A 16,250-nucleotide genomic window follows, 5' to 3' on the forward strand; every position below is an offset into this window, starting at 1 on the left:
TTTTCTGGAGGCGCGGCGGACTATCCGAGGATGCGGCGGTAGAGCGCCTCGTAGCGCTCGGCCATGCGCTCGACAGAAAAGTGCGCCGCCACTCTCGCGCGGCATGCGGCGCGATCGATCTCGTCGACCCGTGCCACGGCGTCGATCGCCCCATCCAGGTCGTCCACCAGGAAGCCGGTGACCCCGTCCTCGATTAGTTCCGGCATGGAGCCGCGCCGGTAGGCGATCACCGGCGTGCCGCAGGCCATCGCCTCCACCACCGAGAGGCCGAACGGCTCGTCGAAGCCGATCAGGTGGAGCAGCGCCCGTGCCTGTCCCAGCATTGCCGTCCGCTTCGCGCCGCCGACGGCACCGTGATGGAGGATGCGGACGCCGTCGACCCCCGGCTCGACCTCCTCGCGCCAATAGCGCTCGTCCTGGACGATCCCGGCCATGTGCAATCGCCGGCCGGTAGTCCGAGCGACGTCGATCGCCTCCCGCGGCCCCTTGTCGGAGTGCATGCGGCCGAAGAACAGCAGATCCTCGCTCCCCGCCGCATCGAAGGGAAAGTCGTCGATCGGAATGCCATGATGAATGGTGGCCGCGTAGCGCAGCGCAGGATGCCGATCCGCGTCGCTGATCGCCACGTACTGCACCCGATGCTGGTAGGGCGCGTACATGGGCAGGATCCGGTCGGAGGAGAAGCCGTGGATCGTGGTGACCATGGGCGTCGATACCAGGCCGGAGAAGGCATGTGCCGGAAAGTCCGCCTGGTTGTGGATCAGGTCGAACTCGCCCGCACGCTCGAACACATGGGCGAGATGGCGGAACTCCCACACCTTTGCATCGATCGCGGGATCTTCCGAATAGGGAGCAGGCACGACGCCCGCGAGAGTCGCGGACGTGATCGAGTCCAGGGTTGCGAACAGCGTCACGTCGATGCCGCGCGCGACCAGCGCCTCGGTGAGCAGGCTGGTGACCAGTTCCCAGGGACCATAGTGCCGTGGCGGCGTGCGCCATGCGATCGGCGCCAGCATCGCGATCCGCATCAAGCGGTAGTCCCCAGGATCATTCCTTCATTCCCCCTCAAGCGCAGCAATCCGTCGACCGGCCCCTTCGCATCGGCCAAGGTGGACAGCAACGGGCGATACCCTGCCGCCCACTGCGGCACGTGCATTTCCACCGGGATCGCGCCGAGGTTCAGCGCCACCAACAACCGCGTATCACCCTCGCGCCGCTCATAGGCGAGCACCGGTCCCTCGCCCCCCACGGAATGCCAGCTGCCCACCGACAATGCGGCGGTGTTCTTGCGCAGCATCAGGAGCGCGCGCGTCAGCGTCCACATCGAGGCCGGGTCGTCTCGCTGGGCCGCAACGTTGCGGGTCGAATAGTCCGGGTTGAGCGGCAGCCACGGGTCTCCGGTGGTGAACCCCGCTCCGGCACTGTCGTCCCAGGGCATGGGGGTGCGCACCGGATCGCGACCGCGGCCGGGCTCGCGCAGTTCCTGGGGGTCGACTGCCCGGCCCGGCGGGATCGTCACGTCCGCAAGCGCGAGTTCGTCGCCGTAATAGAGCGTGGGCGTACCCCGCAGGGTCAGCAGCAGCATGGCCGCAACACGTGCCTGCGCTTCCCCGACACGCGTCGCGATGCGGGCGCGATCATGATTGCCCAGCACCCAGTTCGGCCAGCCGCCGGGTGGGAGGGCGGCCTCATATTCCGCGATCCGCTGCGCCAGTTCGGCCGCGTCCCAGTGCGCTTCGATCAGTTGGAAGTTGAAAGGAAGGTGCACGCCCGGGCGGGCATCCCCGTAATAGGCCACCAGCCGTTCGACGGGCAGATAGATCTCGCCGATCAGCACGCGCTCCTGCCCGTTCGCGGCGAACCCGTCGGCGACGGCGCGCATGTCGGCGGCGATGTCGTGAACTTCCGGCTGGTCGGTCGAGTGAAGCTGCAGCACCCGGTTCTTCTCGCCCGAGCCGGGCAGATAGTCCGGGTTGACCGGATTGTCGGGGAAGTCGGCGTGCTTGATCATGTGCCAGAGCACGTCGATGCGGAAGCCGTCGACCCCGCGCGCGAACCAGAAGCGCAGGACGTCGAGCATCGCGGCACGCAGCTGCGGATTGCGCCAGTTGAGGTCCGGCTGCTCCTTCAGAAAGGCGTGAGAGTAATACTGCCCGGTCGCCGCGTCCCATTCCCAGGCGGGGCCGCCGAAATCGCTGATCCAGTTATTGGGCGGACCACCATCGGGCGCCGGATCGCGCCAGATGTACCAGTCCCGCTTCGACGAAGTCCGCGATTGGCGGCTCTCCACGAACCAGGGGTGCCGGTCCGAGCTATGGTTGGGCACGAAATCGAGCAGGACCCGCAGCCCGCGGGCGTGCGCGGCTGCAAGCAGCGCGTCGAAGTCCGCCAGCGTCCCGAACCGCGGGTCGATTTCGCAGTAATCGGCCACGTCATAGCCGAAATCCGCCATGGGCGACGGGAAGATCGGCGAAATCCAGACGGCGTCGACGCCGAGATCGACAAGATAGTCCAGCCGATCGGTTATCCCTCTGAGATCCCCGATCCCGTCGCCGTCACTGTCCTGAAAGGACCTGGGATAGATCTGGTAGATGGTGGCCGCTTCCCACCACGGCCGCGCTTCTGCCATGAGCACTCCCCTCCGATCGCCTGCACCCGAAATCGGTGGCGGGTCGATCCCCGCCACCAGTCACGTCACTCGCCCGAGGAGCGGGTGGCCGTGTGGCCGCCGAGGGCGCTGTCCTGCTCCCGGTCGGCAGTGCTGCCGGCGTCATCGGCCTCGCGCTGATCGCCCTCCCGAGGGCCCTCTGGACCGGTGCCGATCGCGTCGCCGGGAGCCACGGGATCTTCGTACCGCTCGTGCCCGCGCTTGGTGTCCATGCCGGGCGTGTTGTGGCCGTGCATGCGGATATCGTCCTTGGCCATGATCGCTCTCCTCCTGCGGAACCCGATCAACGGCCGGCACCCCGCGGAGTTGCAGCATTCGCCCTCCAGACGCGTCGGCTCAGCCGAAGCAGCAGGTGGAACCGCTCAGTGGCGCAAACGCGCCGTTTCGCGAACCCCGCCGCTCGGCTAGGCTGCAGGCTCATGACCCGCTTCACCGTGAACAACCAGCCCGTCGAATATCAACTGGATCCGCAGACGCCGCTCCTGTGGGCGCTGCGCGATGCGTCGAACCTCACCGGCACGAAATACGGATGCGGTGTGGGAGAGTGCGGCGCCTGCACCGTGGATGTCGACGGGGAGGCGGTGCGTTCCTGCCAGGTCGCGATCGGCGCCCTGGAAGGGACCTTCGTTACCACCATCGAGGGGCTGTCGCGCGATCGCAGCCACCCGGTGCAGGCCGCGTTCCTCGCCTCCAACCTGGGCCAGTGCGGCTATTGCATCCCCGGGCTGGTCATGGCGACAGCCGCGTTGCTGCGGACGAACCGCGATCCTTCGGATGCGGCAATCGCCGAGGCGCTGACGAACCTCTGCCGTTGTGGCATCCAGCCGCGCCTGACGGAGGCCGTCCGGCGGGCGGCGCGGCTTGCCCGGGGCGACGAGACACTGGAGCCGGCACCCAAGCCCGGCACCGACCATGACGAGGCAGCACGCGCGGTGCCGGCGCTCAGCCCGCGCTGATCCTTTCAGGCGGCTGTCACCCGAGTTCAGCCACGGCTCATCGCGCAAGGCTTATCTGCGGACCAACGTAACCGGCGGGTCCGGTTGGGAGAGCCGCAGTGACCAAGTTCTTGTTGATGGGGTTGATGGCAGCCACCGCGCTGGTGCCTGCGTCGGCATTGGCGCAGGATCGGGGCGATCGCCCCCGGCGCGAAGCGCGTGAGGCGGGCCGCCCTGCACCGCAGCGCATCCAGCGCGAGGCCCCGCGCGAGCGCCCGCAGCCCCAGCGCAACTTCCAGAACGAGCGGGCGCAACAGCCCCGCCCGCAGATGCCGCAGCGGGATTATCAGAACCAGCGCCCGCAGCAGGCGCGTCCGCAGATGCCGCAGCGCGACTTCCAGCGGGAGCGGCCGCAACGGCGCGAGGAGTGGACTCAGCGCCCGGAACGCCCGGGCGGTTTCGAGCGTCCCCGCGGTGATGGACAGCAGCGGTGGCAAGGTGGCGACCGGCGACCGGACGGCCGCCTCGATCGCCGCAACCCTCGCCCGGGCAACCGACCGGACGTCCGCGGCAACGATGGGCGCCCCGATCGTCCGGGGACCCAGCCCGGCCGCCCCGGCGGCAATTGGGAAGGCCGCGACCGACGCCCCGGCGACCGGTTCGATCGCAACGACCGGCGTCCCGTCCGCGGATATGACCGGAACGACGGGTGGCGCAATCAAGCCCGGGACCGGCAGGACTGGAACGATCGCCATGGGTGGAGCCGCGGCTGGCGCGACGACCGCCGGTACGACTGGGACCGGTATCGCCAGGCGAACCGCAACGTCTATCGCCTTCCGCGCTACTACCCGCCGTCCGGCTACCATTACGGCTATCGCCGCTTCTCGGTGGGGCTGACGCTCGGCTCGATGCTCTATGGGTCGAGCTATTGGATCAACGACCCGTTCTACTATCGCCTGCCGCCGGCGTACGGCCCCTACCGCTGGGTCCGCTACTATAACGACGCGCTGCTGGTGGATCTGGAGACCGGCGAAGTGGTCGACACCGTCTACGACCTGTTCTGGTAACGGGATCGATGCGAGCGGGTCCGGCAGGCGACTGCCGGGCCCTCTTGCGTTCGCCGGCACCTTGTTCGAAGGAACGGTGCCATGAAGGTGCAATCGACCCGTCCGCATGGCTCCCCGTCCCCGGTTCGGGCGGAGTTCGGGACCCGCGTCGCCGAGCGGCTGAAGGCCAGTCCGAACGTCCGCCCCGCCAAGACGGAGGCGGCCCAGATGTTCGTCCATCCGGATTTCCTGAGCCCGGACGAATGCGCGATGCTGATGCGCACCATCGACGCGGGCAGCCGCCGCTCGACGCTGCTCACCGAGTCGAACGACCCCAATTTCCGCACCAGCGACAGCTGCGACCTCGACCGCTGGTCACCGGAAATCCAGCCTCTGGACGAGCGGATCGCGGACCTGCTCGGCATCGAGCCGCCGTTCGGCGAGACGATGCAGGGGCAGCGCTATGCGCCCGGCCAGCAATTCCGCGCCCACCACGACTATTTCCACGAGGGGGAGCGCTACTGGGCGGACATGGAGCAGCAAGGCGGGCAGCGGACCTGGACGGCGATGGTGTTCCTCAACACCGTCGAGCAGGGTGGCGCGACCTGGTTCCCGCAGGCGGGCGTCCGCTTCAAGCCCAATGCCGGCCAACTGGTCGCCTGGAACAACATGAACCCGGACGGCAGCCCCAACAAGCTGACCCTGCACGAAGGCATGGCGGTGGTGCGCGGCACGAAATACATCATCACCAAGTGGTTTCGCGAGCGTCCCTGGGTCAAGTGATGGAAACGACAGCGATTTCCATCCTCCCCCGGTTGGCGTAAGCGCTGCCCATGCGTCCCGTACTGAACATCCATCGCTCGATCCTCGGGCAACCCTGGCGCTGGCGCGGCCTTGCCGCCGACCCGTGCGACGCGAGCTTCGCGCCCGACGACCTCGTTACTCAATTGCTGCTCGCCCGCGGCTGCGCGCGCGAGGCGCTGGAGGCACATCGCAGTCCCAGCATCCGCGGCTTCATGCCCGATCCCTCGATCTTCCGTGACATGGACAAGGCCGCCGACCGGCTCGCCGACGCCGTGCAGGCAGGCGAGCAGGTCGCGATCTTCGGGGACTATGACGTCGATGGTGCGACCTCGGCGGCGCTCCTGATCCTGCTGCTCCGCCAGCTCGGCATCGAGCCGCGTGCCTACATCCCCGATCGGATGACGGAGGGCTATGGCCCCTCGGCCCCCGCGCTGCTGCGGCTGAAGGAAGAAGGCGCGAGCCTCATCGTCACGGTCGACTGCGGCGCCCAGGCCTTCGAGGCGCTGGACGCAGCGCGCGCGGCCAACGTGGACGTGGTGGTCGTCGACCATCACAAGTGCGCAGCCGCCCTCCCCTATGCGCACGCTCTGGTGAACCCCAATCGCATGGACGAGCGCGAAGGTGCCGAGCACGGGCACCTGGCAGCCGTCGGCGTCGCCTTCCTGCTGGGTGCGGCGCTGTTGCGCACGCTCAGGACGCGGGGCTGGTTCGCCAGCCGTCCGGAGCCCAAGCTGATCGAGCTGCTGGACCTCGTCGCGCTGGGTACCGTTGCCGACGTCGCGCAGTTGCGCGGGCTGAACCGCGCCTTCGTCGCCCAGGGGCTCAAGGTGATGGCGCAGCGCCGCAATCTCGGGCTCGCCGCCTTGATCGAGGCGTCCAGGCTGACACGGGCGCCGACCTGCTCGGACCTGGGCTTCGCGCTAGGACCCCGGATCAATGCGGGCGGGCGCGTCGGGCGATCGGACCTGGGCGTCCGGCTGCTCACCACACGGGACCGTGACGAAGCCCGTGCCATCGCGGAGGAACTGGATCGGCTGAACGAGGAACGCCGGGCCATCGAGGCGGTGGTGCAGGCGGAGGCAGAAGAGCGCTGCATCCAGCAGCAGGACCGCGGCGTGGCCGTGGTTGCCGGGCGGGGGTGGCACGCCGGGGTGATCGGGATCGTCGCAGGGCGCCTGAAGGAGAAGCTCGGCCGCCCCGTCCTGGTGATCGCCGTGGACGAGAACGGGGTCGGCAAGGGCTCGGGCCGGTCGATCGCGGGCGTCGATCTGGGCGCGGCGATCCTCTCGGCGAAAGACAGCGGCCTCCTTCACGCGGGCGGCGGCCATGCCATGGCGGCGGGCGTCACCGTGTCCGAAGACACCATCCCCGCCCTTGCCGACTTCCTGCACGAGAACCTGGCCGAGGCCGTGGAACGCGCGCGCGGCGAACGCGCGCTGCTGTTCGACGCGGTGCTTGCCCCCGGCGGGGTGAACCCGATGCTGGTGGAGGCTCTGGAAGTGGGTGGCCCCTACGGCGTGGGCTGGCCCGCGCCGCGCGTGGCGGCGGGCCCCGTGCGCGTGATCCGCGCGGATACGGTCGGCAACGGCCATGTTCGCCTGACCGTCGCTGGAGACGACGGGCGCAGCCTGAAGGCGGTGGCGTTCCGCCAGGCGGATACGCCGCTCGGCATGGCGCTGCTCGGCGCCCCGCCCCACCGCCGGCTCTGGCTCGCCGGGCGTGCCAAGATCGACGACTGGGGCAGCCGCCCCGCCGCCGAACTCCACGTGGAGGACGCAGCCTGGGCCGATTGATGCACCCGAAACAAAAATCGCAAACACCCGCTTGACCGCCCGGCAGCATTTCCCTAGTTCGCCGCAACCGGCAACGGCCCCTTCGTCTAGTGGTTAGGACGCGGCCCTTTCACGGCTGAAACACGGGTTCGAGTCCCGTAGGGGTCACCAGCGGCTGCCAGAAATGGCAGGCCAGCGCGGTTTTTGTGGCGGTCACGGACGCTTTGCCATCCTTGTGTACAAAGGATGCGTACAAAGTGATCCGAATGGCCTCTCCCTTCAAAGATCCTCGCACGGGCATTTTTTACTTTCGACGGGTGATCCCCGTCGCGCTCCGGCCGCTCTTCGATGGCGTGTCGAGCGGGTATAAGCGGACACTCGACACCCGCGATCCCGACGAAGCGCGCCAACGCAATCACCCGCACGCGGTGATCTTCGAACAGAAGCTAGCCGCCGCACGACGTGCTCTGACCACCAAGCAGCTCCACTCAGCACGAGCGATGCTTGAGGCTTATCTCGTGGACACGAGCGAGCAGCAGCTACAAGGTATCGCCCAGAAGCTTGCCTTGCTCGAACTTGGAGCGTTCACGTACGCGCATGGCTTAACGGACCATGATCCGGGCGGGCGTTACGACTTCGGCACTCCTTCCACGCCCGACGATCTCCGTGATCACGGCGACCGCAAGGCGATGCTGGAGGCCATTCCCGACTTCAGGCCCCTGCCATGGCTGGAGACGCTGCAGCGTGTTGCCGCGCTGCCCAGTCTTGATCCCATCGACTGGGCCATTGTCATGATCGCGTTCGACAACGGTATTGTTCAGCCGATCGAGCCAACTCTTTACGAGGCGATTGGGCGAGCCTTTCTGGACAGACTCTGCGCAGCCTGTGCACTGAAGATCGATCCGGCACGAACCCGAATCCTGCCATCACCGATCTTGATCCCCGGGATCGAGATCTCGGCGACGACGCCGCCGCCCGAAATCTCGAACGAGAGAGCCCCGACCATCACGCAAGTCTTCGAGGACGGGGCTGTTTTCCAGCCCCGGGAACCCAAGGTGGTCGACGAGTGGCGCACGGCTATCGGGCGGTTCGCTCGTTTGCACGATGATCCACCTGTGGACACCATCACGGCATCAATGGTCCGCGCCTACCGGCGCACCTGCGCTGGGCTGCCGGCCCGCGCAGGCAAGGAGATCACCGCCCTGCCGCTCCTCGATCAGGTCGAACTCGCCAAGGCGCGACGCCTAACGACGCTGTCACCCGCGACGGTCAACAAAGCACTGTCCGCGGTCGCGTGACGCTCGAGCATGCCGTCGAGGAACTTCACGTCATCAGCGGCAATGTCGCAAAGACGGTCACGTCGCTGCCCAAGAGCGAAATCGAAGATTCGCGCCTCCCGTTTGAACCACAAAATCTGGTCAAGATCTTCAGCGCCCCTCTACCGAGGAAAGGCGGGGTATCGTCGAGTACGCTTTACTGGACCTTGCTTCTTGCCCCCTTCACGGGGTGCAGACTTGACGACCTGGGCAAGTTGCGCCCGGGAAACATCAAAACCTATGACAGCATTCCCTACATCGCCATAGAACCTGACCGCATTCGCCTCCGTGAGGAACAGGAAGGCCCTGCCAAACGGGTGAAGACTGCAAGCGGCAGGCGCGACATCCCGCTGCACTCGATCCTTATAGAAGCTGGCTTCCTCGACATGGTCGCTAAGCGACGTGACGAAGGAGCAGAATGGCTTTTCCGGAACTAGATACAAACAAATATGGCAGTCGGACGCAGCGCCTTTCCCGCGTAATGAATGATTTTCTCGACCAGATTGGCTTATGGATCCGGAACTTGTCTTCTATTCGTTTCGGCACGCCGGGAAAGGGGCGATTCGCGGCAAGGCCAACAAGGAAATCGTCGATCTCCTGTTCGGCCACGCAGATGGATCAGTCAGCACGCAATACGGACGAGGTGCCGACATGGTGGTCCTTCGTGACGCCAACGAGAAGATCGGCTATCCAGACGTCGAATGGGCTCGGGTGATTGAGAACGCCAAAAGTACGACTTGAAGTTGGCCGCTTGCGGACTGGCAACTTACCGGCGCTCGAGTCGGCATAGCTGGCGTTCCCCGCCGATCGCACCGTATGGCAGGTTACGACCCAAAATGCGTCGTTCGCCGATCGGGCTTTGACCGGCAGGTTCCGCCAGAACAGGCCATTCACGGAGTGCGAAGCCGTCTGGCAGCAGTGCGCCCGATTTGTTGCCGTTCGAACTGGCTCTCTCGGCGCCCGAAAGCCGCCGTTTCATATTTGCTCCTCTATCCCGCCGCCTCAGGTTCGATGCGAGAATTGCAATCCTGCAATCTAGACGGCGGCTTCCGAGGGCGCGGACTTGGCTGGGCCGGCATTCCACGTTCCGGCAGCGCGAGCTTTGCCAAAGTGGATCGCGAGATACGCGCCGATTGTGAGCGCTCCGACTGCGATCGTGGCGAGATCCGCGTTGGGACTGACCTGAACCGGGTGGCTCGCAAGCAGAAACAGGCCTCCAGCGAGATTAACTGCACCCCACAGGAAGTTCACTAAGGGCGAGGACGGGCCCTTTCCGCGCGGCTTCGCAAAGGGTGTCGGAAAGATTTCACCGCGCAGGCCTGCCGCCAGATGCGGTATCGAATTGCAGAGTAGAGCGCCGGAAAAGAACAGAGTAATGTGCATGCAACACCTTCGGGTCTGAGTCTGGAAATGGATGACTTCATTTGTCAGGGTCAATTCGGCTGGAAATAGAACGCGCCATTGCCGGGCCGAGGATGAGAACAACCACGAACCGCGCCATCTGCATGGTCATAACAAATGATATGTCTACCTGGGTTGAGGCGGCAATGATCGCAACCGAATCCGCACCGCCAGGACTGGTGGCGAGATAGGCGGTGAGTGGATCGATCCCCGCAATCAGCACCAATCCCGCTGCAAGGCCCCCGCATACGGCGACCAGAAGCAAGGTGCTGCCGATGATCGCCGGCATTTTCCGAACTGCGTGCGAGAGTAACGGGCGGTTGAACCGGAGACCGATGCGCCACCCGATGAAGGCGTAGGCGATAGCCAGAAGCCAGCGCGGCAGGTCGATCGTCAGCAGACCTTGATGTTGGAGAAGGATGCCGAGGGTGAGCGGAATCAGAAACGCTCCAGAGCGAAAACCGAGGCGGCGAGCAAGCAGTGGGGCCATGATGGCAAGCACGAGCGTTTCGGCGAAGTACAGCCAGTCGTTCGGCAGCAGCGAAGGCGGAGCAGGCATCGCATGAGCTGCAGAGCCCCCGACAAGCTTCGTGATTACCGAAGCGATAGCCGCCACGACGATGACGCGTGTGTATTGCATGAAGGCAACGAGTTGCGCGTCCGCGCCGGCATTTTCAGCCATCAACGTCATGGCCGTCGCGGCACCTGGGCTCAGGCCCCAGATGATGGTTGTGCCGGGAAGCACACGGTGGCGAGCAAGCAGCCAGCCGAGACCTGCGCTTGCGGCAACGACCGCCAGGACGCCCGCCGAGAACAGGGCTAGTTGACCAAGGCTCCGCCAACCACAGCGTGCGGGATTGTCTTGGCGATCATGCAACCTAGAACGCCCTGAGCGATGCCGAAGCCCAGCCATGGGACTTCCAGCTTTGCTCCTTGGAAGGCGACTACAATTCCAGCGATCAGCGGGCCGAGTAGGAGCGCCGCGGGGATGTCGATCAAGTTCAGCACATATGCAAAGATCACCGACAGGACGATCAGTACGCCCCAGTAGATTGAAGGACTTGCAGCTCGGCAACGAGCATAGGGGGGTGGCGCATCCGTCATGATGCCGAAACGATCGGATAATCCCCGCCGCGTTGTGCGGCATGGTCAGCGTGGGCGCTCGCCCGGAGCGCCTTCGACGGCCTGCAGCCTATGTTGACGCACGCAACACCCATCAGGCTTCGATGGACGATGGCCGCCGATTGGCGAACGTCGTGCAGTCGGCCGAGCGCTGGGCTCGTGTGGCCGGCACCGATGTTCGCGTCGAAGCTGTGCATGGAAGGCTACCTTGATCTTCTGCCAGCGGCGTGAGGCTAGGCCTGAAAGGTGCCGGGCCTGCACGCGGCAGACCCGGTCCGGTCAGACGACGCTGAGGCGCACGTCGATGTTGCCGTGGGTCGCGTTCGAGTAGGGGCAGGTCTGGTGCGCCGCCTGGACCAGCCGCTGCGCATCTTCGCGGTCCAACCCGGGGAGCGTCACCGCGAGCTCCACCTCGAGGCCGAAGCCACCTTCGGACCGCATGCCAATCCCTACCGTCGCCACAGCCGTTGCATCCGCGGGCACCTGAAGCTTGAGCAGGTGAGCGGCGAACTTCAGCGCACCGAGGAAGCACGCCGAATATCCCGATGCGAACAACTGCTCGGGGTTGGTTCCCTCACCGCCGGCTCCACCGAGTTCCTTTGGCGTGGACAATTGCAGGTCGAGCTTGCCATCCTCGGTACGGGCGCGGCCGTCACGGCCTCCGGTGGCGGCAGCAGTGGTGCGATATTTGACATCAACGGACATGTTCATTTCCTTTCTTGTGGCGTCGCACCTCCTGCGGCGGGTGGGTGGAGGACTTGCTCAGGCTGCAACCGCCCTCGGACGGCGCCGTGCATTGCTGATCGTCAGCGAGACCGCCGAGATGAGGAAGTAGAAGGCGCCGAACGCCGCGTAGGGCGCGATGTCGGCGATGCTGACGGGCGCGGCGCCGGCCGCCTTGTTGAGCATGTGCGCGCCAGCGAGGCCGGACTGAGCGCCGCTGAGGATCATCGCCCACTGGCGATCAAGCGACATCACACGGTCTCCTTCAGTTGACGGGGCTCGGTGCTCCCCAGTGCCTGCGAACAAAACGAGCGACTTCGTTGGAGAGATCTCGATCTTCCGCGGTATGACCGGTGAAGCCCCCGTGCGGCATGGCTTCGAAGACGTGAAGCTCGGCCTGCACGCCAGCTCGCCGCAATGCGCGGTGCATGCGTACTGTGTTCGACAAGAAGAGGTCCCGGGTGCCTGTGTGAAGGAATGTGGGAGGAAAACCACTAAGCTCCCCAAACAGCGGTGAGAGATGCGGGTCTGTCAGGTCGCTGCCGTTTGCGTAGAGTAGATTGCTAGACCTGAGCGAGCCGGGCAGCACCACGTCCACGAGCTGGTTCACTTCAAAGCTGTCGCCGCTCTCGGTGAGGTCCACTTGCGGCGAAAGAAGGACCAGCGCCGCCGGCATCGGCAGACTTTCTTCCCTCGCTCTCAGGAGCATTGCCGCCGCGAGGTTACCCCCCGCCGACCGACCGCCGATGATGATATTTGAGGGCGCATGAGTCTTGAGGACGTGACGGTACCCAGTCACGCAATCGTCAAGGGCGGCGGGGTATGGATGCTCTGGAGGCGTTCGGTAATCAACGGCATAGCACCGTACCTGGTGCAGATCGGCCTGCATCTGTGCCCCGGCGGAGCAGGCCGCTCCGCCGCCCATGACAAGGGCACCCCCATGAAGGTCGATATAGGCGGCTTCAGCGGGAGCCCGGTTATCCGGCTCCGCCACATGGATCACTGCGCCCTTAACGTCGATCGTCTCCACGGTCGAGAGTGGGCGGCCTGCTCTTTCCGCAAGGCTTGCGGCATAGCGCGCGTCCGCTGTGGCCTTGAGGTTCATCCAGGCATCGACGTCGTCATGCGAGGGCATCACATATGATGCGTTGACGGGCATTCGGTCCGGGCCGACGAGGCGCTCAAGCGCAGCCCGCGCCTCTTCGCTGATCGACGTGGGGAATGGGACAATCCGGTCCGGCACTGCTACGCCGCATTTCTTGTCGGTCATTTGCTATGAACCTCTTTCGGTCGGAAGGTTCGCCGGCCCGTCTAATGTACCATGCGGGGTTTAGGTTCGGGAGACGACAGCTGACCCTGCCTGACGCTAGGCGGGCTTTCGCAGGGGGATCAATCGACCCAAGGTCAAGCAGCGCCATACCCACTCCAATGGGCCCATTTCAAAGCGCGCGAGCCACCATGGGGACCAGAACAATTGCAAGATCCAGATTGCGAGGGTGATCGCCCACAGTCCTGGTCGATCGACTTCGCCCATCAGCGCTCCCCGACCACCATAGAAGATCGAGGTCATCAGCAGCGACTGCGTGATGTAGTTTGTAAAGGCCATCCGCCCGGTCGCGGCCATTGGTGTCAGCAGCTTGCCTGCGCCGGCTCTGAGAAGGAGGACCAAGCTGGCGACATAGGCCAGCGAAATCAGCGGCGAAAGAAGAAGGTTGACCCCCTCCTCACCCAGTACAAGACGCTCCCGAACATCGACCTTCCACGCAAGCCAGGCGGCGAGAAGGAGAGCTGTGTATCCGATTGCGATCACCGTGACATAGCGTCGGTTGCTGGACTCGCCAGCCAGGAAACCGCTTTTGAACAGGGACAGTCCAATCATCATCAGGGCGAGAGTTTGAGGAATAAGCGACGGGTATCCGGAGAGCACGTTCAGATATTCTCTGGTGTTTAGTCGATAAGCTCCGGCCCACGAGCCTTTCGCTTCGACTAGCCGCTCCCGTGTCATTGCCTTGCGCTCCATCACGGCCACCGGATCAGGAATTCGCGCCGCTTCGGCTGCCGTCCGCACGGATGGCGAGGCGTTCGGATACGCTGCCGTCGGAATGGCCGAAAGCGCCATCGCCGCATATAGGGCGGCGCCAACGCCCATCAGGACCTTCGGCTGCCAACCGCGGCAGAAGAACATCAGGAAGCCGGTGACGGCGTATAGCGAAAGGATGTCGCCCCACCAGATCCCGAAGCCATGGAGCATCCCGAAAAGGAAGAGAATACCCAGCCGCCGTGCGAGCAACCTGCCCTTGCGTTGGTCCGTCCCGTCGCCGCCCACGAGGAACAGGGACACGCCAAACAACATCGAGAAGATGATCAGGAACTTTTCGTGGAATAATGTGTCCATGATCCAGTACGAAACGGCGGTCCATCCTTCGTTCGGATAAAGCCACATCGTAGGCCTGAGGGAAGCCGACTGGGGAGCGGCAAAGCCATCAGCGTTGACCGCCAGAATGCCCAGAATGGCCAACCCTCGAATAACATCGAGAGCCTGGATGCGAATCTTGCCTAGGACAGGAGCGGCCATAATAATTTCCACTTGGTGTGGCATCGAGCGCGCGCGTTCGACCGCGCCACCAAGCTGGTGCCAGGCGCAACGCGGACGGGCTCACAGCATGTTGGTGGCGGGGCGCTTATGCGGAGGCGAAGTCGGTCGAGCGAGAGAGCCTGTCCCACTCGGCCATCTCGGCGCTCAGCGCGGCGAGCTTCTGTTCCACAAGGCTCAGCGCATCAGTGCCGAGGAATAGGCGCATCGGCGGGGACGGTGCATCAATCAGGGTGAGCAGCGCCTGCGCCGCCCTAGCTGGATCGCCGGGCTGATTTCCACTCTTGGCGTGTCGTGCGGCGCGGATTGGATCCATTACCGCGTCATAGTCCGCGATGCTGCGGGGCGTGCGCTGCATCGACCGTCCTGCCCAGTCGGTGCGGAACTGGCCGGGGGCGAGCGCAGTGACGCGTATCCCGAACTGCGCGACTTCCTTGCCGAGCGCTTCGGAGATGCCTTCGAGCGCGAATTTGCTGCCGCAGTAAAAGCTGATCCCCGGCATGGTAATGAATCCGCCCATCGACGTAACGTTGACGATGTGGCCGCGACGTCGCGCACGCATGCCGGGAAGCACCGCCTTGATCATCGCAACGGGGCCGAACACATTTGCGGCGAACTGGCGCTGAAGATCGTCCATCGACGACTCCTCGAGCGCGCCTTCGTGCCCATAGCCGGCATTGTTCACGAGCACGTCGATCGCACCAACCCGCTGTTCGGCGGAGGCGACTGTCGAGGGGACGGCCTCGTAGTCGGTAACATCGAGCACAAGCGGGTGTGCCCTCCCCGGTGCGAGTGCGGCGAACTGGTCGGCGTCTTGGACGCGCCGCACGGTGCCGATGACCTGATGCCCAGCGCTGAGCGCCGCGTAGGCGAAGGCCCGCCCAAGGCCGGAGCTGACGCCAGAAATCAGGAAAATCCTGGGAAAGCCTGGCACCATGGTCTAACTCCAACGAGAGTGTGAACTATATCATGATATAGATGGTGCGATGGTCGAGAGCAAGGGGCGGAGTGTGCCCGCGGCGAACAGGGGCGAAGCGGTGCGGCAGCGCGTGATCGACGCCGCCGAACGGCTCCTGCGCCACGGCAAGGCGGAGTACTCGATGCGCGACTTGGCGGCGGAAGCCGGTGTCAGCTTTGCCACGCCATTCAACCAGTTCGGAAGCAAGGCAGCGATCATGCACGCACTGGCCGAGCGGCGCATCGGCATGATGACGGATCGCTATGTGAAGCAGCCTCCATTGCCGAACGCGGCCGAGCGGGTGCTGCTCGCGGTTTCCATTGCCGCCGCCGGAATGCTGGAGGAGCCGGTCGTCAATCGGGCGGTGATGGGGTGGATCGGGACGGCGGGACCGGTGCCGGGGAGGGCTTTAACGCTGTCGGCCTCGTTGTGGCGGCTCGCTCTTGGCGATGGCAATGGTCTCGACGAGGTACGTCGGAAGGAAGCGTTGGCCATCTTACCGCGGCAGCTCGCGTTCGGCTTTCGCGGGGTGCTGTCCTTTTGGACCGCGGGAGAGCTGGCGAACGATGAACTTGCTAGCAGCGCGGAACGGGTCGCTACAACACTCTTGCTTGGGTTTTCCAAACCAGGCTGATCTCATCGGGCGCCTGAACGGTTCCGCCTGAGGGTTCGCGGCCACTAAGGAGGAAAAGCTGCATCCTGCGATGGACGGCCATTCAGGACTGAATGGTTCGGCACCTTGCGACCAGCGGCAGTGGCTCTCGGCTCTTCCTGGCGGCAGCTTTCCGCTTTCGGCCAACGCAGACCAGACGGTCTCCTGCCGGCCCAAGCTCAGCCATCTGCACCGCTGGTCCCGACCAATCTCGACCCTTATCGAGCCCGTATAAACAAGCGACCCGGAGCCCCCCTGCC

The 16,250-nt window shown here is 65.0% G+C and carries 19 protein-coding genes and 1 tRNA gene; 9 read left to right on the forward strand and 11 right to left on the reverse strand.

The window, feature by feature from the left end:
- Window positions 1-20 precede the first annotated feature (20 nt).
- From EO081_RS07760 to EO081_RS07770, 3 genes are all read right to left on the reverse strand, one after another.
- A complete protein-coding gene (locus tag EO081_RS07760) occupies window positions 21-1,028 on the reverse strand; it encodes a glycosyltransferase family 4 protein (RefSeq protein ID WP_129341268.1) in 1,008 nt (335 codons plus the stop codon).
- A complete protein-coding gene (locus tag EO081_RS07765) occupies window positions 1,028-2,629 on the reverse strand; it encodes an alpha-amylase family glycosyl hydrolase (RefSeq protein ID WP_129341269.1) in 1,602 nt (533 codons plus the stop codon). The genes EO081_RS07760 and EO081_RS07765 overlap by 1 nt, the downstream gene beginning before the upstream one ends.
- Before the next feature lie 65 nt (window positions 2,630-2,694).
- Window positions 2,695-2,925 (reverse strand): hypothetical protein, encoded by a 231-nt coding sequence (locus EO081_RS07770; RefSeq protein WP_129341270.1) that lies wholly within the window; start codon window positions 2,923-2,925, stop codon window positions 2,695-2,697.
- Between the two features lie 162 nt (window positions 2,926-3,087).
- Between EO081_RS07770 and EO081_RS07775 the strand changes: the two genes are divergently transcribed.
- The 8 genes from EO081_RS07775 (at window position 3,088) to EO081_RS07810 (ending at window position 9,282) form a co-directional block, all read left to right on the forward strand.
- The gene (locus tag EO081_RS07775) at window positions 3,088-3,624 is read left to right on the forward strand and encodes a (2Fe-2S)-binding protein (RefSeq protein WP_129341271.1); all 537 of its coding nucleotides are present in this window, start codon (window positions 3,088-3,090) and stop codon (window positions 3,622-3,624) included.
- A gap of 98 nt (window positions 3,625-3,722) precedes the next feature.
- The gene (locus EO081_RS07780) at window positions 3,723-4,670 is read left to right on the forward strand and encodes an RcnB family protein (RefSeq protein WP_240697579.1); all 948 of its coding nucleotides are present in this window, start codon (window positions 3,723-3,725) and stop codon (window positions 4,668-4,670) included.
- An 81-nt stretch (window positions 4,671-4,751) separates the two neighbouring features.
- On the forward strand, window positions 4,752-5,432 hold the full coding sequence (locus EO081_RS07785; RefSeq protein WP_129341272.1) for a prolyl hydroxylase family protein: 681 nt from the start codon (window positions 4,752-4,754) through the stop codon (window positions 5,430-5,432).
- A gap of 50 nt (window positions 5,433-5,482) precedes the next feature.
- Window positions 5,483-7,246, forward strand: coding sequence for a single-stranded-DNA-specific exonuclease RecJ (gene recJ, locus EO081_RS07790; RefSeq protein WP_129341273.1), 1,764 nt, complete (start codon window positions 5,483-5,485; stop codon window positions 7,244-7,246).
- Window positions 7,247-7,321: 75 nt separating this feature from the next.
- Window positions 7,322-7,396, forward strand: a tRNA-Glu gene (locus EO081_RS07795).
- Between the two features lie 95 nt (window positions 7,397-7,491).
- Window positions 7,492-8,523, forward strand: a complete 1,032-nt coding sequence (locus EO081_RS07800) for a DUF6538 domain-containing protein (protein ID WP_129341274.1) — start codon at window positions 7,492-7,494, stop codon at window positions 8,521-8,523.
- On the forward strand, window positions 8,520-8,978 hold the full coding sequence (locus EO081_RS07805) for a site-specific integrase (protein WP_129341275.1): 459 nt from the start codon (window positions 8,520-8,522) through the stop codon (window positions 8,976-8,978). The genes EO081_RS07800 and EO081_RS07805 overlap by 4 nt, the downstream gene beginning before the upstream one ends.
- 73 nt (window positions 8,979-9,051) lie before the next feature.
- Complete coding sequence (locus tag EO081_RS07810; protein ID WP_129341276.1) at window positions 9,052-9,282, forward strand: site-specific integrase; 231 nt, start codon at window positions 9,052-9,054, stop codon at window positions 9,280-9,282.
- A 294-nt stretch (window positions 9,283-9,576) separates the two neighbouring features.
- Here the strand turns inward: EO081_RS07810 and EO081_RS07815 are convergent, their stop codons facing one another.
- From EO081_RS07815 to EO081_RS07850, 8 genes are all read right to left on the reverse strand, one after another.
- On the reverse strand, window positions 9,577-9,924 hold the full coding sequence (locus EO081_RS07815) for a hypothetical protein (protein WP_129341277.1): 348 nt from the start codon (window positions 9,922-9,924) through the stop codon (window positions 9,577-9,579).
- 37 nt (window positions 9,925-9,961) lie between these two features.
- Window positions 9,962-10,819: an AbrB family transcriptional regulator gene (locus EO081_RS07820; protein WP_206364354.1), complete on the reverse strand. Its 858-nt coding sequence runs from the start codon at window positions 10,817-10,819 to the stop codon at window positions 9,962-9,964.
- Window positions 10,762-11,046, reverse strand: coding sequence for an AbrB family transcriptional regulator (locus EO081_RS17275; RefSeq protein WP_375781644.1), 285 nt, complete (start codon window positions 11,044-11,046; stop codon window positions 10,762-10,764). The genes EO081_RS07820 and EO081_RS17275 overlap by 58 nt, the downstream gene beginning before the upstream one ends.
- Before the next feature lie 297 nt (window positions 11,047-11,343).
- Entirely contained in the window at window positions 11,344-11,769 is a 426-nt protein-coding gene (locus EO081_RS07830) for an organic hydroperoxide resistance protein (protein WP_129341279.1), read from the reverse strand.
- Window positions 11,770-11,826: 57 nt separating this feature from the next.
- A complete protein-coding gene (locus tag EO081_RS07835; protein WP_240697580.1) occupies window positions 11,827-12,039 on the reverse strand; it encodes a hypothetical protein in 213 nt (70 codons plus the stop codon).
- 13 nt (window positions 12,040-12,052) lie between these two features.
- Window positions 12,053-13,057, reverse strand: a complete 1,005-nt coding sequence (locus EO081_RS07840; RefSeq protein ID WP_129341280.1) for an alpha/beta hydrolase — start codon at window positions 13,055-13,057, stop codon at window positions 12,053-12,055.
- A 96-nt stretch (window positions 13,058-13,153) separates the two neighbouring features.
- Entirely contained in the window at window positions 13,154-14,362 is a 1,209-nt protein-coding gene (locus tag EO081_RS07845) for a DUF418 domain-containing protein (protein WP_165284548.1), read from the reverse strand.
- 106 nt (window positions 14,363-14,468) lie between these two features.
- The gene (locus tag EO081_RS07850) at window positions 14,469-15,317 is read right to left on the reverse strand and encodes an oxidoreductase (protein WP_129341282.1); all 849 of its coding nucleotides are present in this window, start codon (window positions 15,315-15,317) and stop codon (window positions 14,469-14,471) included.
- Between the two features lie 49 nt (window positions 15,318-15,366).
- On the opposite strand from EO081_RS07850, the gene EO081_RS07855 reads away from it, so the two are divergent.
- Window positions 15,367-15,972 (forward strand): TetR/AcrR family transcriptional regulator, encoded by a 606-nt coding sequence (locus EO081_RS07855; RefSeq protein WP_129341283.1) that lies wholly within the window; start codon window positions 15,367-15,369, stop codon window positions 15,970-15,972.
- Window positions 15,973-16,250: the final 278 nt, after the last annotated feature.

This window comes from Sphingomonas desiccabilis (assembly GCF_004135605.1).
Lineage (GTDB): Bacteria > Pseudomonadota > Alphaproteobacteria > Sphingomonadales > Sphingomonadaceae > Sphingomonas > Sphingomonas desiccabilis.